Origin of the sequence: Adonisia turfae CCMR0081, assembly GCF_011009555.1 — a bacterium.
GTDB lineage: Bacteria > Cyanobacteriota > Cyanobacteriia > Phormidesmidales > Phormidesmidaceae > Leptothoe > Leptothoe turfae.
Genome location: NZ_QXHD01000004.1, coordinates 3,445,371 through 3,465,484 on the forward strand (window position 1 = coordinate 3,445,371; position 20,114 = coordinate 3,465,484).

Annotated in this window: 18 protein-coding genes and 20 tRNA genes; 5 read left to right on the plus strand and 33 right to left on the minus strand. The window is 47.0% G+C overall.

Going from position 1 to position 20,114, the window contains the following annotated elements:
• Positions 1 to 125 precede the first annotated feature (125 nt).
• The 30 genes from DXZ20_RS19080 to DXZ20_RS19225 form a co-directional block, all read right to left on the minus strand.
• Entirely contained in the window at positions 126 to 851 is a 726-nt protein-coding gene (locus tag DXZ20_RS19080; protein ID WP_163699902.1) for a hypothetical protein, read from the minus strand.
• A 386-nt stretch (positions 852 to 1,237) separates the two neighbouring features.
• Positions 1,238 to 1,314 (minus strand) — tRNA-His (locus DXZ20_RS19085).
• Between the two features lie 136 nt (positions 1,315 to 1,450).
• A tRNA-Arg gene (locus tag DXZ20_RS19090) sits at positions 1,451 to 1,525 on the minus strand.
• Between the two features lie 3 nt (positions 1,526 to 1,528).
• A complete protein-coding gene (gene ybiA, locus DXZ20_RS19095) occupies positions 1,529 to 1,978 on the minus strand; it encodes a riboflavin biosynthesis intermediates N-glycosidase (protein ID WP_163699904.1) in 450 nt (149 codons plus the stop codon).
• 430 nt (positions 1,979 to 2,408) lie between these two features.
• Positions 2,409 to 2,481 (minus strand) — tRNA-Val (locus DXZ20_RS19100).
• Between the two features lie 232 nt (positions 2,482 to 2,713).
• The gene (locus tag DXZ20_RS19105; RefSeq protein WP_163671171.1) at positions 2,714 to 3,172 is read right to left on the minus strand and encodes a DIP1984 family protein; all 459 of its coding nucleotides are present in this window, start codon (positions 3,170 to 3,172) and stop codon (positions 2,714 to 2,716) included.
• Between the two features lie 47 nt (positions 3,173 to 3,219).
• A tRNA-Leu gene (locus tag DXZ20_RS19110) sits at positions 3,220 to 3,293 on the minus strand.
• An 18-nt stretch (positions 3,294 to 3,311) separates the two neighbouring features.
• A tRNA-Lys gene (locus DXZ20_RS19115) sits at positions 3,312 to 3,383 on the minus strand.
• 42 nt (positions 3,384 to 3,425) lie between these two features.
• Positions 3,426 to 3,525, minus strand: a tRNA-Lys gene (locus tag DXZ20_RS19120).
• Positions 3,526 to 3,601, minus strand: a tRNA-Leu gene (locus tag DXZ20_RS19125).
• Between the two features lie 20 nt (positions 3,602 to 3,621).
• Positions 3,622 to 3,695 (minus strand) — tRNA-Leu (locus DXZ20_RS19130).
• Positions 3,696 to 3,698: 3 nt separating this feature from the next.
• Positions 3,699 to 3,797 (minus strand) — tRNA-Pro (locus DXZ20_RS19135).
• Positions 3,798 to 3,800: 3 nt separating this feature from the next.
• A tRNA-Leu gene (locus DXZ20_RS19140) sits at positions 3,801 to 3,877 on the minus strand.
• Positions 3,878 to 3,899: 22 nt separating this feature from the next.
• Positions 3,900 to 3,977 (minus strand) — tRNA-Leu (locus DXZ20_RS19145).
• 48 nt (positions 3,978 to 4,025) lie between these two features.
• A tRNA-Gln gene (locus DXZ20_RS19150) sits at positions 4,026 to 4,098 on the minus strand.
• Position 4,099: 1 nt separating this feature from the next.
• Positions 4,100 to 4,175 (minus strand) — tRNA-Gln (locus tag DXZ20_RS19155).
• 86 nt (positions 4,176 to 4,261) lie between these two features.
• Positions 4,262 to 5,056, minus strand: a complete 795-nt coding sequence (locus tag DXZ20_RS19160; RefSeq protein ID WP_163695747.1) for a hypothetical protein — start codon at positions 5,054 to 5,056, stop codon at positions 4,262 to 4,264.
• Positions 5,056 to 5,529, minus strand: coding sequence for a hypothetical protein (locus DXZ20_RS19165; RefSeq protein ID WP_163695745.1), 474 nt, complete (start codon positions 5,527 to 5,529; stop codon positions 5,056 to 5,058). Before DXZ20_RS19165 ends, DXZ20_RS19160 begins: the two co-directional genes overlap by 1 nt.
• 91 nt (positions 5,530 to 5,620) lie before the next feature.
• A tRNA-Asn gene (locus tag DXZ20_RS19170) sits at positions 5,621 to 5,696 on the minus strand.
• A gap of 25 nt (positions 5,697 to 5,721) precedes the next feature.
• Positions 5,722 to 5,796, minus strand: a tRNA-Phe gene (locus DXZ20_RS19175).
• A 36-nt stretch (positions 5,797 to 5,832) separates the two neighbouring features.
• Positions 5,833 to 5,928, minus strand: a tRNA-Arg gene (locus DXZ20_RS19180).
• Positions 5,929 to 6,019: transfer RNA gene (locus DXZ20_RS19185), tRNA-Ser, on the minus strand.
• Positions 6,020 to 6,105: 86 nt separating this feature from the next.
• Positions 6,106 to 6,182 (minus strand) — tRNA-Glu (locus DXZ20_RS19190).
• 104 nt (positions 6,183 to 6,286) lie between these two features.
• Positions 6,287 to 6,363, minus strand: a tRNA-Ile gene (locus DXZ20_RS19195).
• Between the two features lie 13 nt (positions 6,364 to 6,376).
• Positions 6,377 to 6,450: transfer RNA gene (locus DXZ20_RS19200), tRNA-Asp, on the minus strand.
• A gap of 256 nt (positions 6,451 to 6,706) precedes the next feature.
• Positions 6,707 to 6,913 carry a hypothetical protein gene (locus tag DXZ20_RS19205; RefSeq protein WP_163699906.1) on the minus strand — a complete coding sequence of 69 codons (207 nt, stop codon included), beginning with the start codon at positions 6,911 to 6,913 and terminating at the stop codon, positions 6,707 to 6,709.
• 391 nt (positions 6,914 to 7,304) lie between these two features.
• A complete protein-coding gene (locus DXZ20_RS19210; protein ID WP_163671173.1) occupies positions 7,305 to 7,691 on the minus strand; it encodes an alr0857 family protein in 387 nt (128 codons plus the stop codon).
• A gap of 55 nt (positions 7,692 to 7,746) precedes the next feature.
• The gene (locus DXZ20_RS19215) at positions 7,747 to 8,265 is read right to left on the minus strand and encodes an HNH endonuclease (RefSeq protein WP_163699908.1); all 519 of its coding nucleotides are present in this window, start codon (positions 8,263 to 8,265) and stop codon (positions 7,747 to 7,749) included.
• Between the two features lie 103 nt (positions 8,266 to 8,368).
• Positions 8,369 to 8,641, minus strand: a complete 273-nt coding sequence (locus DXZ20_RS19220; RefSeq protein ID WP_163671175.1) for a hypothetical protein — start codon at positions 8,639 to 8,641, stop codon at positions 8,369 to 8,371.
• 432 nt (positions 8,642 to 9,073) lie between these two features.
• Entirely contained in the window at positions 9,074 to 10,204 is a 1,131-nt protein-coding gene (locus tag DXZ20_RS19225) for a tetratricopeptide repeat protein (RefSeq protein WP_163699910.1), read from the minus strand.
• 439 nt (positions 10,205 to 10,643) lie between these two features.
• Here DXZ20_RS19225 and DXZ20_RS19230 point away from each other — a divergent pair, with 439 nt between their 5' ends.
• Complete coding sequence (locus DXZ20_RS19230; RefSeq protein ID WP_163671177.1) at positions 10,644 to 11,099, plus strand: hypothetical protein; 456 nt, start codon at positions 10,644 to 10,646, stop codon at positions 11,097 to 11,099.
• An 18-nt stretch (positions 11,100 to 11,117) separates the two neighbouring features.
• Here DXZ20_RS19230 and pip read toward each other — a convergent pair whose 3' ends face one another.
• The gene (pip, locus tag DXZ20_RS19235; protein ID WP_163671178.1) at positions 11,118 to 12,065 is read right to left on the minus strand and encodes a prolyl aminopeptidase; all 948 of its coding nucleotides are present in this window, start codon (positions 12,063 to 12,065) and stop codon (positions 11,118 to 11,120) included.
• A gap of 758 nt (positions 12,066 to 12,823) precedes the next feature.
• Between pip and glgX the strand changes: the two genes are divergently transcribed.
• Both glgX and DXZ20_RS19245 read left to right on the plus strand, forming a co-directional pair.
• Positions 12,824 to 15,019 carry a glycogen debranching protein GlgX gene (gene glgX / locus DXZ20_RS19240; protein WP_163699912.1) on the plus strand — a complete coding sequence of 732 codons (2,196 nt, stop codon included), beginning with the start codon at positions 12,824 to 12,826 and terminating at the stop codon, positions 15,017 to 15,019.
• Positions 15,020 to 15,022: 3 nt separating this feature from the next.
• Positions 15,023 to 15,370 carry an MGMT family protein gene (locus DXZ20_RS19245; RefSeq protein ID WP_163671180.1) on the plus strand — a complete coding sequence of 116 codons (348 nt, stop codon included), beginning with the start codon at positions 15,023 to 15,025 and terminating at the stop codon, positions 15,368 to 15,370.
• Between the two features lie 144 nt (positions 15,371 to 15,514).
• On the opposite strand, the gene DXZ20_RS19250 is transcribed toward DXZ20_RS19245, so the two are convergent.
• On the minus strand, positions 15,515 to 16,078 hold the full coding sequence (locus DXZ20_RS19250) for a Uma2 family endonuclease (protein ID WP_163671181.1): 564 nt from the start codon (positions 16,076 to 16,078) through the stop codon (positions 15,515 to 15,517).
• 127 nt (positions 16,079 to 16,205) lie between these two features.
• Here DXZ20_RS19250 and DXZ20_RS19255 point away from each other — a divergent pair, with 127 nt between their 5' ends.
• Both DXZ20_RS19255 and DXZ20_RS19260 read left to right on the plus strand, forming a co-directional pair.
• Positions 16,206 to 16,598, plus strand: a complete 393-nt coding sequence (locus tag DXZ20_RS19255; protein ID WP_163699913.1) for a hypothetical protein — start codon at positions 16,206 to 16,208, stop codon at positions 16,596 to 16,598.
• A 67-nt stretch (positions 16,599 to 16,665) separates the two neighbouring features.
• A complete protein-coding gene (locus tag DXZ20_RS19260) occupies positions 16,666 to 18,777 on the plus strand; it encodes a caspase, EACC1-associated type (RefSeq protein ID WP_250565834.1) in 2,112 nt (703 codons plus the stop codon).
• Between the two features lie 230 nt (positions 18,778 to 19,007).
• On the opposite strand, the gene DXZ20_RS19265 is transcribed toward DXZ20_RS19260, so the two are convergent.
• Complete coding sequence (locus tag DXZ20_RS19265) at positions 19,008 to 20,093, minus strand: DUF6745 domain-containing protein (protein ID WP_163699916.1); 1,086 nt, start codon at positions 20,091 to 20,093, stop codon at positions 19,008 to 19,010.
• Positions 20,094 to 20,114 lie beyond the last annotated feature (21 nt).

Sequence of the window (20,114 nt, forward strand, 5' to 3'; positions counted from 1 at the left end):
AGCATGGGCTAGAAGTTATTAGTTATTGGGTATTAGGTGTGCGGTTAAGGTGCATGGCATAAAGCTAAATGTAAGACCCACAATGCTAAATCCAAAACTCATAACTAAGCCCTCAGGTTCTCCATCTAAGAGAGTAAGTCACGAACTTTTTTCAGGTCTCGCTTACTACACTGACGTTTCTTTGCAGCGTAGATCCTTCGACCATATGTTCGCAAAGCTTTTTTGGCATCAATTGTCTCTTTGAGTAACATATCCCAGACAAAGGAAGATGATAGTACCTCAAAGGTAATGCGATACCAGATATTCTTTATTTGACGATACTGTTCATAAGCACTGATTTCAATCTCACGTTTAGGGGGGGTAGGTTCCAATCTACGGCACGTCAGGGGAGCCACACACAGCAATCCCGTTTCAGGGTGCACATAGAATTTTGTTCCATAGCTGTCTGCTAAAGAAGGCCGTTCGCCACGCCAGGACCAACGATTATTGTTGGCATACGGTAGACCATCAATAATTTCCACATGCTGTTCTACAAAATCCCAAAGGTGATCAATCACATGCTGACCAGCCATGGTACGAGGATTAAGATCACGACAGAGACGACTATACACCTGGTCCCAGGGTTGACCCACTTGCGATTGCAACAACTTACGCAACGGTCCTAGATGATCCGATAACCACTTCGATTTCCGTCGTGGCTTAATCAGATATGGGCTCAGCAACCCATCTTCGGTTGCTACCCGCGTAATCTGCTCCAGCTCTTTGCGATATCCTTTGAGTTTTTTAGAACTAATACGCATCCCACCTCGGGGACGCTCAATCACAATTTCACTCAGTCGATGTTCGCTCATAATGCAAACTCAATAACAATCTTATGTAAGGCTTTTCCTTCTGGGCATTTTTTATTACACCCATGCCAGGTAAGACTTTCAACCGAATATGGGCCATTTCGGCCTCCAACGATAACAACTAATGGAGAGGACGGGACTCGAACCCGCATCGACCAACGATAACTTTCAGGAAACGCGCTTCCTTACTACCCGCAGGCAGATGGGAACTTCCCCCATCTCGGACAATGAATTCCTTTCAGTGCTTCTGCAACCTGTTATCCGTTTACGGTTTTCGGGAAACGTCGCGATGCAACTATGAACCCTACTTTGGTAAACCTGGTCGTCCTGATGGGAACCGTCTTCCAACGTTTTTACGGCTGCCTTGTCCAATTTAGGCTACCTCCCCTTGGGTTGACCGACGGGGCTTGAACCCGCTAACACTGGTTTCACAGACCAGCTCCTCGTCCACTTCGGATTCGGCCAACATAATAAATTCGAAGAGATTATTGGGTGGACACTGGTCGGAATTGTAGGCGTAAGCCTTCTCGCTAGAGTACCGACATCTTTCTGCTTGCAAGGCAGATGCTTTTCCAGTTAAGCTACAGGCCCATTGTTTGCAGTGGCAGGAGTGGTAGGATTTGAACCTACACAGATCGAGTTAGAAGATCGATGCCCATCCTCTAGGCGACACTCCCTTGCTAAGCTGTTGCTCGAATTGTTGACCTCACAACTTCTAAAATTTGACCTAATTTGTTCAGACCGCTGCCATCTTTTCCACACCCCCAATAGTAATCTCCAGGAGCATTTTCAACCAATGTCTCATTGTCAGTCCCTAGCAAAATAGCTTGGATATCCGCATGTGTGCGAAATTTAGTGAGCACGGCTCGATGCATAATGTCATCTTTGACCTGTTCCCAATCAGGACGAAGGGGATGGCTTCGGTTTCGACCCATCACAGCCGCATCCTTGGGTGCTTTCGCATTGCCAATTTTGTCGGCCCAGCTTGGATCGGTTTCTATGAATTTCTGAGCCTGGAAGTAATGTTCTGTTGTCGGCCACCATCGACCATCTAACAACACACCATGTCTCGAAAAATTTGAGAAACACCCGTAAGGTTCTTCGCGATTGCTATAAAAATAAATCGTCATAAAAACCTCCACCTTCATTCAGGAAATCCTTGTAGGGGCAACGCCTTGTGCCTGCCCTGTTGCAGAATCTTGTGATGAGTTTTTACACACTCCTTAGAGGATGGCTACTTTAAAGCCGACCTTTCAGATTCTTCGCGATCCCTGTTTGCAAACGCACATCGTTTTGGTATTACCGTTCCTCTCGTCCTTAAAGTATGTAGGCTCTAACCGTGAGGGCACGCATTATGATCCTGGCCTCCTGAAGAGACGTTCTATGGAACGTCTCTTCAGGGTAATTTCTAAATAACATAAACTTCAATAAAAACAACCTCCTTACTGGTTAATAACAAGCACCTCTACTAGCCTTTGTAGGCTTTACCTTCTCGAAAAGTACCTAGGACCATCGCCTTCGAAGGGCGCTGCTCTGAATCCGCTGGGCTATGGAAGCAAGTGGTAGTCCCGATAGGAATCGAACCCGTAACCTTCTGTGGGTAAAACAGCTGCTCTGCCAATTGAGCTACACCAGCAATAGTCCCCGAACCCACCCTCACTAAATTCAACCGATCAACACAAGGTAGTAAGCAGTCACAATAGGATGTGCACTTGTCACAATGCTGGGCGTAATTTATAAACGGGAATCGAACCCATTTGCACTGCCCCAGCGCATCCAAGGGTCGTTTGGTATACGACGTTTCCAACTTGCCCAGTTGGCGGGTTGTGTTCGCTTCTGTTGAATTTAGCTACCGACTATTTGTTTTAACCACCTAACAGGTCAATCTGCCAGTTCAGCGATTGAATCTGGGCATCTAGCAAACGATAATCCCGTGAGATACCGTCTAACTGACGCTGTAGACTGCCAATATCTACTGTACTCACAAATCTCACCTCTGAACGGCTGTACCGATCATGGGTAATGGAGGCGGCTTGGATTAGGTTTTCCAAAACACTTCGCTTAGTGAATAGAGTATCCCGCTGAGCCAGGGCATCTGACAGAGAACCCTCAGCAAATGCTGTATTAGCATTAGTCTGATTGATCCGCTGCACCAAACGGGTAAGTTCAGTAATTACAGTATCCACCTCTGACAACAGCTCTTGGGGGTTCTCGGGAGGCTGTTCACCTTCCTGGACCTTGGCACTGCGGGTCAAACGCTGACGCAGCTGAGCAATTCTCTTCTGACAATCTGCCCGTTGCATTAAGGCTTCTGCAAGCTTCATCGGATTCACCTCCTTTTGTAAGTTTGTTGCTATTGGCATTACTGCCATACCCCTGACAGGAGTCGAACCTGCAACAAATCCGTTTTAAGCGGATCATGTCTACCAGTTGCATCACAGGGGCAAGGGACTTAAAAGTCCATGGGCTGTGTAGGATTCGAACCTACGCTCTTCCGTTTAAGAGACGGCTGCTGTACCACTTAGCTAACAACCCAGAAAACATATGTAGAGTGGGCAATGTCCACCATCCAAAATTTGGTGGGCCGCCAGAGATTCGTTCGCAAAGCGTCTCCGCTAGGAGTTACTCTGATCTGTCTGCTTAAAAGGCAGCCACTCTACCATTGGGCTAACGACCCTGGTACTCTCGGTGGGAGTCGAACCCACAAAAACTAGATCCTCGGTCTAGTGCGTATACCGTTCCGCCACGAGAGCATATTTGGGCAAACGCCCAGTACCCTTGGTGGGAGTCGAACCCACAAAATCTGGCCTCTGAAGCCAGCACGTATACCGGTTCCGTCACAAGGGCAAATGGTCAGGATGGCAGGATTTGTAGACGCCAGGCTTCTCGAAGAGTACCTGCGGCTCCTTGCCCCCAAAACAAGGCTTCTGACCACTGAATTACATCCCGATTTGGTACCCTTGGTGGGAATCGAACCCACAACAACCGCGTTCTAAGCACGGCATGTCTACCAGTTGCATCACAAGGGCAAATGGTCGGGATGGTAGGATTTGGTACTCCTGATGGGAGTCGAACCCACACGTAAGCTGGTTTTGAATCAGCCGCCTCTTCCAGTTGGGCTACAGGAGCAAGAAATGGAGAAATTAAATCGACCCAAGCATGATCAAATCTCTCCAATTCCCCCGCTAGGGTTTGAACCTAGAATCTTCGCAGTCAAAGTGCGAGATGTTGCCAGTTACACCACAGGGGACTGGATGCCGAGGTAGGATTTGCACCTACAACCTCCTGATTCAGAGTCAGGCGACTTGCTAATTCGTCCACTCGGCAATAGTTGCTGCTGATTTGAAGCATATTCTGTCATTAACCTCGTCACTAGCGGAATATGTTTAACTTGACTTAATCCTGATTCCACCTCAGTTTGTGTGAGGGGATGTAATCAACGGTCTCCGTCCATTGAGAGAAGAGGCAATTAACAAATTACGCATCCAGTCGTCATGATATCGGAAGCCATTGAGTTTCTCAAAGGGACACAAACAGCCTCCATTTTGCTGCTGAGTTTTACGACAGAATGGATGAAAGTTCCACAGCATCGCCATGGAGCGAACGGATAACTCAGCAGCCTCCCAAGCCCCATGAAAATCTTGCATGGCATAGAGTGCCCGGTCGAGATAGTTCATGGGGCGATCCACCTGATTACTGGTGCGATAGGCATTAGGAAAGTCGAAGGCTCTCTGGAAAAATAGAGATTTTTCTCTGAGTCGTTGTAACCGGTCATGGATGGCGTCGGGAAGCTCCACCGATTGTGTCCATTCGAGAAAACGACGCAATCGCTGAGCAAATTGACGTTTGCTGGTGGCGTGATAGATATGCCAAAGCTTGTCGGTTAAGCAGGTGCGTAACTCAGGCTTAGAGCGACACCAATCACGCACTTTAATCACCTCATGTAGAAAGCATAGAATCCAGGTGATGCCAGGAAATAGGGTTTCCCAGGCTCGACGAGTCGCGTCCCATCCATCGGTGGTGACTGTCTCAGGTCGATAGTCAGGGGCATGCTCGCTCATCTCTTGCTCAAAGTCCCCATACGCCGCTTGCAAGTCCTCGTATCCAGCCGTTGGGCTCAGACCACTGCCCACAATACACCCCTTAGCCGCTGTCACCACCCAATAGATACGCTCTCCTTGATGGCTACCATGCTTTTCATCGGCCACTAGATGGGGGGGAGCGACTCTTCTGTTTTCAACGTTGTTCCGACAATGGATGCTCGGCCAAGAGATTGACACAACCGATACCAATGCATCTCCGAGCGGCCCAATACGTAAGCAATCCCATCATAAGAGAGGCCATGCTTTCTCAAATACATTGCTTTGCCTGCTAGCTCAGACGTTTCACTCATATAAGGCGTGACGAAATCGGGACGCAGTTGATAGGCTGTTTTTTGTTTGGGAAGATATATACGACGTGTTTTCAGGTGCTGACGAGCTGAGGTCACCCACCCATGAAACCGATATCCCTCCTCAATTCCCTTGGGGAACAGCTCCGGATAGCTGGCTATTTGCTCGTTCAGGTACTCTCGGTAGGCCTCACGGTCCTCAACCAACTGGTCATAATCAATGCTATCGGCGATGGGCAGGCAGATCGTTTTATCCCCTGCTGTCCCTCGTTGCTTGCGTTTGGCCATCATACTTGGCCTCCAAACTCGATGACCTTATGATATCCAAACAAACTTAGTTGGAACTAGACTTAATCGGGGATCAGCCACACCCGACAATCAATGGCTGGGGCGAGAGGAGTCGAACCTCCAACTTCCTGGGTAACAACCAGGCGCTCTGCCAATTGAACTACACCCCATTGAGCACCCATGATTGAGTGCAAGCCCCCCAGATCCGATTTGAACGGATGACCTCTTGTTTTTCAGACAAGCGCTCTTACCTGACTGAGCTACCAGGGGATTCAATATATGTTTTTCAAACTCATTGAAAAACAACGAGAACGGCAGGACTTGTAGACGTAAGGCTTCCCGAAGGATATCTGCAATCTTCGGTTCCGCAAACCGACGTGTTATCCATTGCACCACGTTCTCTGGAGGAGAGAATGGGAGTCGAACCCATAGTGAGATTTGCTATCCCACGACTGCTTAGCAGGCAGTTTGCTTTACCAATGACGATCTCTCCAAAGAGGGTCGGGTGGGAGTCGAACCCACAGTGTTAAAGAACTCCGGTTTTACAGACCTTTACCTGCGCCCATAGGAGCCGACCCTTGGCAGTGGCGACGGGAGTCGAACCCGCAAACACACGAGTGAAAGTCGTGGGGCTTTACCAATTTGCCTACGCCACCCTAAACCGCAGAGACTAGAATTCGTAGACGACAGGCTTCCCGAAAGATACTCAGATCATCGGGTTTGGAGACCGAGGTGCTAGCCGTTACACCATCTCTGCTTCTGGTTGCAGCGATGGGAGTCGAACCCACATATTCTCGCTTATGAGGCGAGCACCTTAACCACTTAGGTTACGCTGCAGTGGAGTCCAGGACGGGGGTGACGAGATTTGAACTCGCGACGTCCTGTTCGACAGACAGGCACTCTAGACCACTGAGTTACACCCCCAGAAAGGGAAATATTTAGTTTTCAAGGTTCTGGTTTGAGTCTTGATGACGTGTTAAGCACTTATCTTTGAGACTTAAATTCGTAGCACTCCTGCGTTATTTATATACTACAAAACATAATACACAACGTCAAGAGTTTTCGAGAGATTTTTAGAGAGATTCTTGAAGTCATGTACAAAAAGGGTTTGAGCGCCTTTAAGGATTTTCAATAAAAATCAACAAGATAACAAAAAATCTTATTGGAATCTTCTCGAATTTTACACAAAGGGGCCACGCTCAAGGAAATAAAGCCGTTTTACTTTTTGCACTTCACTTACGGCGTCAACATGATGTTTATCAGTAGACACCGTCAAGTTTCTCTCATTAGATGCACTGAAATTGGATGGTTGTTGTCGCCGAGGAAATCGCCAATATTTAAATGACTTACGACTCCAAGCGAGAAAAAATGGTGAGACAAAATACATGGTAATGCTCCTGGTGGGAAAGCAGATTTTTACAGTTATGCGATCGACAAACTAGATGTATGAAATCTGTGGAATTGGAAAATGTAGAATTTTGAAATTCCAAGGTATAGCGATATTTCTCGATTATTTTCTGGCGCTGTAAGCCGTTGTTTCACAGCCCATATGCCCAACACAGAGCAAATTTAGCCCAGCTCAAAGCCTCCCTTCTATGAAGGAGATGTAGGAGGGATCTCACCTTACATTAGTGATTAACAAGCCCTACTAGCCCCTTTGGCAAGGGGCCTTACAAAAGGACTTTTACCAAAGGGGGAGACTCAAAGTGTTACTCAACGTGGCACAACGTTTACTGATTTTCACAGCAAAAGACTATTTTTAAGTCTCCATGCAACAACTACATGAAATATGCCGTCTGTCGGTGGGTTACTCGCCACAGTTCGTAGATAAGCATTTCACTTTCAGGTGTAAGGGCAGTTATAAAAGTGCCAGATTCAGCGTTAGCACTATTTGCAATCCAGGTTCCCTTAAGGCTTACTTCAACAAACTCGTCATCAACACTTGCTAGATCAATGACATCTGTTACATTTTGCCGTAGTAGATACTCAAGCTGATTAATACCAGGCAATTTAACAGGCAGTAAAAAGGAAGCTCGACTGGGTTCTAGATGTAAGGGTTCACCAACATGAACTGCTAACATAACTCGTTGGGTAGCAACCGCATCCAACGATGCAGTTACTTGTTCAAGAAATAAGCCGTAATCGGTATAGTTCAGCTTCAACACGGCTGACAATCTCCATGGATGGTTGGGTCAGTCACATGCCGACGGCGGCATAGGGTTAATTTTTTTGTTCTTTCCAGAATTGCTCTGCAAAAGCAACTACTGGATGCATGGGCGCTTTAGGCTGTTGTTTGAGCGGCATATTGGCAAGCTCAGGGGTACGGGCACCCTTGCGAGAATTGCAGGGGGCGCACGCGGTAACCACGTTATCCCACGTGTGAGCACCACCTTGTGATCGCGGTACCACATGGTCCAGCGTGAGCTGTCGCTTACTACCGCAATATTGACAACTATGGCCATCACGCCGCAGAACTTCGCGACGGTTAACCGGTGGTGTTTTCCAAATGTGCTCGCTATCCCCAGCCCGCAGACGAAGGTGCTCAGGAATCTCAAGGGTCAGGCTGGGCGATCGCATCTGCCAGGTTTTCCCCAGTAGGTCTACAGGTTCTGCCCGGCCTGTTACTAAAAGAACTGTTGCTCGCTTTAGGTTAATTCGCACCATGGGTAAGTAGTTTCTGGAAAAAAGTACGATGGGTCGATACGTAGGCAATACGTACTTATATGGTCGTAATGTCATGGTTAAGCCCTTACAGCTCTGAAATTCGTAAAAAAGTCCACAAACAATGACCCCCGCTTCCGGGTTCGGGAAGCGGGGGCCAAAAACCTGACTAGTTTTGGAGTTAGGTAGGTAACATGGCTAAGCGCCTGCATCCCCCGCTTCGTCTATATCTTGTTAGTTCTGGTCGATTGAGATCATCGCCAATCAAGCTATGGCCTATTTCGCTAAATGCAAAACGATCTAAACCAGCGCCAGAAATCGCTTTGGCCATAGTGCCACCCATAATCGTGGGAACGTTACTAGATTCTAGACACCGCACCACCAGCGCCATGGATACATGGCCAAATAATTGTAAATATCTTTTCACGACTATGGTTTCCATAGAGTTTTTCATGGTATCTAAACCTCTGGTGTGACAATTAAAAAGTGCCTCTAGTGCACTTGACCAAAGCAATTCGACCTGACTGCCTTTCTGTCTTACTTCTTATACTACATATGTAATACAAGAATGTCTACCCTCTTTGAGTAACTTTATGGTTTTAACGAAAAAAGCCTACATTAAAACTATTCATGCTTGTTAGAGCTACATTCTCTGGGAGAGCTATAGTCAGCAACACCTTAACAGTTGTGGATTCCGGATGTATCTCAAAATTAGTTTTGGATAATATTCAGGATACGATTGCTTGCGTTCACCCAAGTAAAAATGCCATAGCAGCCTCGCAGCTACAGCCCGCCAGGGTCGCCATGCCTCGCTAATCATTTGAGCTTCATCAGCTGTAGGTCGTTTAGTCAGGCCCTGATATTGAACAGTATTGAGGGTTATCTATTATTGAATAACGTCATAGTCAATTGCTCGGGCTGTTCTCACAGGTGGAGCAGGTTCGTTTTGAATGGCCTTGATCGCTGTATATCCTAGGGGCAGTGACGCCAGCAAACACATCGCACCAGTCCCAACCAACGATAGCTGTCTCACGGCTTTGGAAGCTCGACGAGCATCGGGATATTGTCCCTGACGGTAGAATTGTCTAACTTGCCAGGCATAGAGTAACGCCGTTACTCCAAGGGGTGGAAACGTAATGAGGGCAGCTAAAGCTGTTGACCAGTGACTGGGGGGGCAGGGCTGATCCTTATAGAGATCATATGTTTTTTCCCACTCAGGTCCACGGACCTTACCGACATAGCCAATTAGGGTAAACTCAGTGATTTCTGAGAGTTCCAGGGGCAACAACAGGTCACGAATCTGATTGGGTAGCGAAAAATAGCTAATACCTTCACCCACCTGTCGCTTGAGGAAGATTTCTAGGTTTTTACCCCGTTGTTTTACATCAACCTCGACAGGCTGTAAGGCATCCTGCAGTAAATCTCTAATCGGGGCTAAACCATCTGGTTTTGCAGGGGGTGGGACCAATTCAGTTAAGGCTGGATCATTCAGGACCGCCAGTTGCCAATCAGAGATCGCACCCTCCATATCGCCCAGCTGTTGGCGTACGTTGCCACGCCTTAGATATGCCTCTGCTGCATTAGGGTTGAGTTCTAAAGCTCGGTTAAAACTGACAAGCGCCGCATCAAAGTCCTCTACCTGACTTTGAATGACGCCCACCTGATAGTGGGCTCGGGCATAGTTAGGATTCACCGCAATTGCCTGTTGCCAATTGCTCAGAGCATTTGCCATATTGCCTTGAGCATAGGCAAGCTGACCATATTCAAAATAAGCAACTGCGGGATTCTCAGCACACTCAATTGCAGCAATAAAGTCCTGTTGGGCGTTATCCAACTGGTCTAACGCGCGATAACTTAAGCCACGTGTAATATAAACCGCAGCCACATCAGGATGATGACTTAATGCTTTGGATAGGGTTGCGATCGCACTCTGATGATTGTCCTGTCGTGCTAGCGTACACCCACGTCGATAGGCTAAACGTGCTCGCTGCCGTGCGTACCAACTTTGCTTATCCATAATTAATTAAACTTATCCCTGCCGTTATTAATCCCAAGCTATCCGTAGCCTAACCATCCTTCAGAGGAAATAAAGTCAGAGTGATAACGGAAGCTTGAATAGTCAATAAAGAATTGATTCAGTACTTACCGTTACAAAATTAAGCAGTTCGATTCATGGCGATTACCCAATCCTTCACACCAATTTTGCTTGTTTCCTAAAAAACTTTCCAATGTCGAAATTATTTTCTGGGAAAAATTCACCTATGCCATTGCACCTAAAGTCCTACGACAATTGGCGTAGAGGGAAGTTCCAGAAATCCATTGCTATGAAATGGCGATGAAGCCTCGTCAGTTTTTACAGACACTTCGATGAAACCTATGTAATTCGAATGAACAGGCATGGAAGCCCAAAATAAGCCTATGTTAGCGTCAGTGAGAACACTTACACACCATGGTCAATGACCGTTCTCTCGCTGAAAACAGAATTGGATGTCGCAGAGTTTTTATTAAGTAAAGGATGGTTTCCTGAGGAAATCAACGGAATTTTAGTTTTTCCTCTGCCTAGCGCTGCTTTTTACCAGTTAGGCAGTAAAAATCATCCAATAGTTAATAGCGATGTAATTAAAGCTACAACTGTTACGCCAACTACCCTTTTCCGAGCCCGGCAGCTTCTAGAAGCGGCTGGGTGGGTAGATCGAGAACTCGACTCTTTGCTTAAACCCTGCTTATACAGTGTCGATCCTTGGGCCAATCAAACGATTCACCACTGCGAGGCTACTCATCAACGTTTCGGCTATTTAGATGACCCATTACCAACCCTGAATCACTATCGACGGGCTATGGCATTCAAGCGCATTGTTAGTCTGGCCCTAGTAATAACAATGGTTTCTGTAGCTGTAGTCTTGTTTGGATGAGCAGTTGTGTAGACATCTCTACATCCGCACAAATTTATCAGTTGCCTCCACCAAAGCACTCAAAATGCCTGGTTCTGTAGCCGAATGGCCTGCATTCGGGACAATGATTAATTCAGCTTCGGGCCAAGCACGATGCAACTCCCAAGCAGACGTCATGGGACAAACGACGTCATAACGGCCTTGTACGAGCACCGCTGGAATATGGCGAATTTTAGCGACGTTTTGCAGCAGCTGATCAGGTGGGTTGAAAAAGCCCCCATTGATAAAGTAGTGGCACTCAATGCGGGCAAAGGCATCGGCAAATTCATCATTGCCAAATCGTTCAATAACTTGGGGGTTCTGAATTAAATAACTGGTACTTGCTTCCCAAATAGCCCAGGCACGGGCAGCCTGCTGTCGAATGTCAGGATTAGGGCTGGTTAAACGTTTGTAGTAGGCTGCCACCAGATCATGGCGCTCCTCTCCAGGAATGGGCGCAAGGTAGTGCTCCCAGGCATCAGGGAAAATATAACTTGCTCCCTCCTGGTAAAACCATCGGATTTCCTGGGGGCGCAGCATAAAAATACCCCGCAAAATTAGCCCTGCACATTGCTGCGGATAGCGCTGAGCATAGGCCAACGCCAGGGTGCTGCCCCAACTGCCACCAAAGACCGTCCATTGATCGATGGCGAGATGCGATCGCAATCTTTCAATATCATCCACTAAATCCCAGGTGGTATTCTCCGTAAGCTCAGCGTGGGGTGTACTCTGACCACAGCCCCGCTGATCAAACAGAACTATGCGCCAACGTTCAGGGTCAAAAAACTGTCGATAGATAGGAACCGTGCCGCCGCCTGGTCCACCGTGCAAAAACACGACCGGTTTCCCCTGAGGATTTCCGACTTCTTCAAAATAAAGGGTATGGATTGAAGAGACAGATAACTGACCGGTGCGGTAAGGCTCGATAGGAGGATAGGGTTGACGCATAGAGGGGCTTAGCAACGATTTGCCCCGTCATTGTCGCACCCAAATTGCCCCCGATTCCGTTTATTTCACAGAAACCGGCTTCCGCACCACATACCAACGCCCAGTTTTTGGATCACGATAGGTTTGAAACGGCTGTTGTTTCAGCGGTTTAGTGCAAGTTTTGGGCATTGACTTAGCGATTTTCACGACTCTTGTATAGATCAATTCACATATTGTGGCCCGATTTCCCAAAAAAATTGAGTGATCAATCCTTAAGTACCATGTGATTTTTGTCACAAAAGAACAAAAAATCCTGGTGGTTTCCCCATTGTATCCAGGATTTACAGAGTAGTGCCAGGTGTCGGTCTACACCTGAAATGAGTCTAAGCTTAGCAATTTCAATGACATAATCAAATCAATCAGAACCAGATAAGCCAGTGACTTAACCAATTTGGGCGTCAACTCAATCGCAGACACCCCTGATCATTTAGCCACATCCTGTAGATAGCTTACCCAGAAAATTTATTGCTCAAAGTTTAATAAGGCATGGGCATTCATTTAAGAGAAGATTTTTAGGAATTGATGAATGAGTCTCTCCTAGAAAGCTCATCAAAGCGGTCTATAGGCACTTACGCCTTCATTCCTTACGTGCAAAATCACTCTGCCATCCCCACATAATCGGGTCAGAATCATGTTCTCAAGTCAAGACTTATGCGTTTAAGGTAGCGGCGAAAAACGCAGGGGGCTTACTATATAAGACAGTTTTGGCGTGATCCACCATGTCGGCAATACTATGGCCCGGTCGTTCTCATCCCTTGGGAGCTACCTGGGACGGTCAGGGAACAAATTTTGCAGTTTTCTCAGAAAATGCCTCAGCAATCGAGCTGTGCCTCTTTGATGCTAATGGAAATGAGCGTCGGCTAAGGTTACCAGAGGTAACAAACCACGTATGGCATGGATATTTACCAGACGTCGGCCCCGGTCAGCGCTACGGGTATCGGGTATATGGTCCCTATAAACCTAAACAGGGTAAACGGTTTAATGCTGATAAATTACTGCTTGATCCCTATGCTCTGGCCATTAGCGGCGATATGCAATTTAGCCCCGCTATTTTTGGTTATCCGATGGAGCACTTTGCCAATAGCGATCGCGACTTAGAGAAATCCACGCTGGATGATATGCAATGCGTGCCCAAGGGTATCGTGGTGGATCAAAGTTTTGATTGGGGGGATGATCGCCATCCTGAGACACCCTGGCATGAAACAGTTATCTACGAAGTGCATGTCAAAGGGTTTACGCGTCAGCATCCAAACATTCCACCAGACCTACAGGGTACCTATGCAGGGTTAGGTCACCCTGCCGCCATTGAGCACCTGAAAACATTAGGGGTTACTGCGGTAGAGCTCCTACCAATCCATCACTACAATGCCCACCCTAGTCACCTTGTCACTGTGGGGCTCCACAACTACTGGGGCTATGATTCCATTAACTACTTTGCTCCCTTTGCAAGCTATAGTGCCGGTGGGGATGCGGGTGACCAGGTCAATGAGTTTAAGGCAATGGTCAAAGCCCTCCATCAGGCAGGCATTGAAGTGATTTTAGATGTGGTCTATAACCACACGGGCGAGGGCAATCACTTTGGCCCAACGCTGTCTCTGCGGGGTATCGACAATGAAGCTTACTATCGATTAGTTGAGCGCAGTCCTCGCCACTATATGGACTTTACCGGCTGCGGTAACTCTCTCAATGTCCGCCATCCCCAGGTACTCAAACTGATCATGGACAGTTTGCGCTACTGGGTGCAGGAAATGCACGTAGATGGCTTTCGGTTTGACTTAGCGTCAGCCCTGGCGCGCGAACTGTATGAAGTCGATAGCCTCGCGGCCTTTTTTGACATCATCCACCAGGATCCAGTGTTGTCCACCACAAAGCTGATTGCAGAACCCTGGGACCTGGGTGAGGGCGGTTACCAGGTCGGTAATTTCCCATTACTCTGGTCTGAGTGGAATGGCAAATATCGTGATACCATGCGAGACTTCTGGCGAGACAATCATTGTCGCCTGGGAGAGTTTGCGTTTCGGTTTACGGGCAGTTCTGATCTCTATCAAGCGAATGGGAAACTCCCCCATGCTAGCGTCAACTTTATTACCGCCCACGATGGCTTCACCCTGCGAGACCTGGTGAGCTACAACGAAAAACATAATGAGTCTAACGGTGAAGGTAATCGGGATGGTGAGAGCTATAACCGGTCCTGGAACTGTGGTGTTGAAGGTGAGACTCAAAATGAGGAAATTTTGGCGTTGCGATCGCAACAGCAGCGGAATCTTCTCACAACGCTCTTTCTCTCCCAGGGAGTACCCATGATATTGGGGGGTGACGAGATGGGCCGTACCCAGCGTGGCAACAACAACACCTACTGCCAGGATAATGAGATCGCCTGGTTTGACTGGAATCTACGTCACCAAAACAAAGAGCTACTAAACTTTACCCAACGCCTGATTGCATTTCGAAAACAGCACCCTATCTTCTGTCGTCGTCAATGGTTCCTGGGTCGCGAGATCCATGGCTCCGGCGTCATTGATATCGGTTGGTTCAATCCTGACGGCAGCATTATCAGTGAGGAAGACTGGCACGATGGTAGCTCCAAAGCCATCAGCATCTTTCTCAATGGAGAAGAAATTCTCACCACCGATAAGCAAGGTCAGCGCATTATTGATGATAGTTTTCTTGTCTTTTTCAATGCCTATCCTGAGTTTCAAGAGTTCTCCCTACCACCATCAGTCGATCGCAAAGAATGGCGGGTTATCCTAGACACCAAAAATCCCACCGGGTTTGTAGATGATGGCCCCACATATGATCATACCCAGAACGTCCCGGTTGCTGCTCGATCCCTGGTTTTACTAGCCTGTCCCCACTGTTTTGATACAACTTCCGGTGCTGATGGGGCTACATGCACGTTACCAAAGCGAGGGTAACATATGGCTAATAGTTACGATCTAATCTATGCAGTGGTGCGCCAAATTCCCGCAGGCAAAGTCGCCACCTACGGTCAGGTGGCCGAGCTAGCAGGGCTTATGGGCAAACCTCGGGTAGTCGGCTATGCACTTTATAAGGTAGCGCCTGAAGATGAAATCCCATGGCAGCGGGTCATCAATGCAAAGGGAGAGATTTCCACATCTGCCTTTCGCGATGGCTCAGACGACCTACAGCGGATATTACTGGAGGAAGAAGGGATTGAGTTTGAGGGCAACAAGATCAACCTTAGCAAGTATCGCTGGCAGCCGCCGCCAGAGATGATTGAGGCGATTGATTTTGGCGAGGATTAGAGTTGGGGTTCGACTTCGCTCACCCCTCTCGACTTCGCTCACTTCTCTTGAGCAACTTTTAGTTCTTTCAATTCGGTTTTACTCAGTCGTAATGAACCTAGCTGGCTGAGCAAAGCCGAAGTCAGCGGCACTACATCTCCGACATCACACAAAAACTCTTTCCATGGGCATCAAAAAACCAGGCAAAATCGGCGATTGCAAACTATCTTTCGACAATAAAGTCCCAACTAACTCCAGCTGGGCATCACTGCGGCGATAAACTTCCATCGTCTGGAGTTGCCAGTTTACAATCCAGTATTCTTGCACTCCATACAGTGAGTAAAGCTTCAGTTTAAACTCTTTGTCACGTTGTTCATTGCGTTCGCCAGGGGACAAAATTTCTACCATCAGCTCTGGAGTGATCACTAGATGACCAGCTTCGTCAATACCATTGACTAAACGTTCTTTGCTGATCCACACCACATCTGGAATGACTGCATCGTTAGGGGAAAAGATTACACCTGGTGTTTGGAAAGCGCTACCCAAACCAGTTTCTTCTGACCAGACTTCTAATCGGACCTGTATTTTACCCGCTGCGCTTTGATGACGAATATGGGGAGCGCGGGTCACAAGTAGTTCTCCATTGATGATTTCATAACGTTTCCAACCACCGTCGTCGGGCATGACGTCGAGGTCTCGAACTGTCCAGCGTATGGGGTTGGTAACCATAGAAATTGCAACTTGGTTTGGGTCTAGTATAGCGAGGGGATAGCTGCTCTATTAAGGCAATGCTACAAATCTGAGTAGATACCTTTAGTTTGGCTAGAATACAGCGGTGGCAATGATATCTCCCCCCATGACTGATACGATTTTGCTGGTGATTGACTGGCGTGATGCTGATAGCGATATGCCCGAGGAACAGCAAGAGGTATTGACCCAAACATTATTTCAGGAGCTACGGGCACTAGACGAGGTGGAGGACGTTAAGCGGATAGCTGACCCAGATGTTCCCGATGGGGGCATGGGAGCTAAATGGTTATGGAGTGTCCTTACAGCAGAAATCACCATTGAGGGGATTAAACAGGTTTGTCAGGATGCCTATGAACGACTACCAGGAAAGCCCATTGAGTTCACCCTGGAGGTTGACGGCAAGAAAACGAATATTGAGGCTAAAAACATCCGTCCAGATAATTTCGAGGAGACGCTCGAAAAACTGGTTGCAGCAGCGCAGAAACTTAAGGACAGTTAATCAAACAGTGGGGGATTGACTGGCTTAGGGCTGAAAGAACTATAAGGTGCTGCTAATTGCTGGGTGAATGGCTAAGAAAATTGCATTGCTGATTGGTGTTGGGGAGTATGGCAATGGGCTGAAGCCACTGCGATGTCCAGCCAATGGTGTGAAGACGATGCAAGTGCTACTGAGAAATCCTGATATTGGCGGCTTTGACGAAGTAGTACCGCTGATTAATCCGGATGTGGGGACGATGCAGGCCCGCATTGGTGAGGTATTTGGTCAGCTATCCAAAAATGACCTGGTGCTTTTTTACTTTACCGGTCATGGCATCAAGGATATGACCGGTAAATTTTACCTATCTACGGCTCAGACTCAGCTGTTTGAAAGCGGCACCCTCAACCCGGGCACTGCTGTTTCAGCAGACTTTGTGAAAGGTGTTATTGGTAATTCCTTGGCTCAACGAAAGGTAGTCATCCTCGACTGTTGCTTTGGGGCAGCCTTTGCCAAGGGCTTTTTGGGCATGGATGATAGCAGTATTGATGTAGAAACTCAGCTAGGTGGAAAAGGTTGGTGCGTCTTGACAGCATCTACATCGACTAAATATGCCCTAGAGCAAGAAGGTGAAGACCTATCAGTGTATACCCGCTACTTAGTGGAGGGTTTAAAGACTGGTGGTGCTGCTCCCGACGGACAAGAACTAATCTGTATCAGAGATTTGCATAGCTATGTGCAAATCCAGGTAAAAGCCGCAGCTCCGGCAATGGAGCCTACAATTTTTAACGCAAAGCAAGGAGAAGAGATTGTTATTGCCAGAGTGCAGTTGGATAACTCACAGCGCTATCGCAAGCAGGTACAAACCAAAATAAAAAATATACGCAATATTACATTGAATGAATTTGCCCTTAACGGTAATTATTGGACACTGGCAGACGTTATTCGTCCTACAGCTTTTCATAATTTGACTTTGTTGAAAGAACAATTAGGTTTGACAAATGAAGTTACCGAAGCGATACAAGAAGAATTTCTTAAGCCCTACAGGGAAAAAACTAAGAGTTTAGCTAAATACGCTGATTGCTTAAAAGCAGAAAAGGACTATGGCTATCCCCTTGATAACGATGCTATCAAGGAATTAGAGGAATCTAAGCAACTGCTCAATTTACGAGATGACGATGTGCAGTTGGTGGAGAATAAGATTCTAGGCCACTGGTTGAAGCAACAGCCTCACAAACAGCTACCAGTTGAATCGTCTACGCTACCTAATAAGAAGCCTGTATCAGACTTATCGGCTCAAAAATATCAACAACAACAACAACAACAACAACAGAAGCTAAAGCATCCTAAATTTTCTTTCAAGACAGTAAAAGTAAATAACAAAGGAAATGTCATTGAAACTAAACAAAGTAAGGCGGAATGCTTTGCCGAAGACTTGGGTAATGATATTACGTTAGAAATGGTGCACATCCCAAGTGGCACGTTTATGATGGGAGCTGCCGAAGGAGAACCAGGTGCGAGTGGATATGAGTACCCGCAACATAAGGTGACAGTGCCTGAGTTTTGGATGGGGAAATTTGCGATCACTCAGGAGCAATGGCAGGCGGTGGCAAGACTCAAAAAAGTTGAGCGAGATTTAGAGAGCGACCCGGCACACTTTAAAGGAGTAAAGCGACCGGTCGAATGCGTGTCTTGGCAGGATGCTGAGGAGTTTTGTAAGCGGTTGTCAAAAAAGACAGAGAAAGAATATATGCTGCCCAGCGAAGCTCAATGGGAGTATGCGTGTCGGGCTGAAACCACAACACCGTTCCATTTTGGGCTAGCAATCACTACAGAGTTAGCCAACTATGATGGGAGCACTTATTATTGGAGTTATAGCTATGGTAGTGCTTCACGAGAAAAGTATCGTCAGGAGACAATTGATGTAGGCAGCTTTGCGATCGCAAACGCATTTGGGCTCTATGATATGCACGGCAACGTGTGGGAGTGGTGCCTGGACCACTGGCATGATAGCTATACTGGAGCACCGACGAATGGTAACGCTTGGGTTACTGGTGGTGATTCATCTCTACGCATACTGCGGGGTGGTTCCTGGAACTATAATCCAGGTTACTGTCGCTCTACTAAGCGCCGCAGGGCCAATCTTGGGAACCGTCTCAACAGCTTCGGTTTTCGGGTAGTCTGTTTTTCCGCCAGGACATAATATTTACTCTTTTAGCGCGAAGCGCTTACTCGCCCCTAGGCTCTGCCTGGGCAGCTCTACTGGTGGCTCCGCCACGAATACTAGAGGCAGAGCCTCTGGAAATCGGTCCAGGCAGGGCCTGGGACCTAGAGGGAGCAATTGGTAACACCCCTAGTTCTCCCAAATAATCCCGATGACTCGCATAACATCAGTAGCCTGAATCATCCACATGCCAGTACTTTACCGGATTATTAAGACTGTTGTGCAAACTGTTCAGGATAAATTCCCCAATTCACCCACCGAATCGCTTCCCTTGCCGACTGTAAGTTAGGAGGCACACGAATAGTATGAATAAAGTTAGTACTGGGGCAAATCATCTTCAATAAAGAAATAGATTGACCATCAATATCATCAACCAACTCGTTTAATTTAAGTAGGGTATACTCTTGCCAGGAATCCACCTCCGAAGCATTTAGTTCCTTACAAATACGCTCGTACCCAATACCCTGAATTAAAATTCGCCGTAGTTCAGCATTGTTTTCATTCAATACCCATTCTGCAACCCAGTTTTCAGGTTTAACCTGTCCATATTTTTTAGGCAGAGCGACCCCATGGTGAAAGTAAAGACCATACCCATCTTCATATAAAACAGAAAACTCTCCTTCTCCATGAAGACGCTCATTTACATCAAAGGAGAGCTTAATAGGACGACTACAAACAAAGCAAACTTTTTCATAAGGTAAAACCCAACCACAACGGGTGGTTAAACCGTGAAAAGCAGACCATTTCTCAGAGTCGTATTTACAATTTAGTATATTGATACAAAAGTCCCACCAAACTGCCTGAACCGCCCATAGCTCTGGATAAATACACTGATCGTAAGCAATATATTGGCTGAGTTGCTTACCCAAACGATGCACAAAGCGGCTAAATTGTTGATGTTGTAACAAGATCTCTAACCGTTTCAGCTGAGAAAATACCGACTTATCATTGATACGATGGCGTAGTTTACGCACCAAGCAAGCCACCATTTGCATATGAAGCCGCCCAATTTGTTTTTCTACTAAGTCAGTCAAAGAATGTTTTAAGGGCGGATTAGAAAGCCTCTGTTTGATTAAAGATAATTTGTCCACAGACAAACGGCGTTCTGGCCGATCAATCAGTGGTTGCCGCAGTTTTTTCAGGAGATCGCTTTGTGGTTTTCCTAAGGTCTCACTGCTCTGTTTTCTTAATGAAATGCCTAAGTTATGCACCAAAAACTGGGCAAGTTGGCTATTTAGATCGGGGCCACATTGATTGAGATATATTTCAACTCTTTCAATCAGCTGTTGCTCCAAGTCTCCAACCAGGTTTTCAAG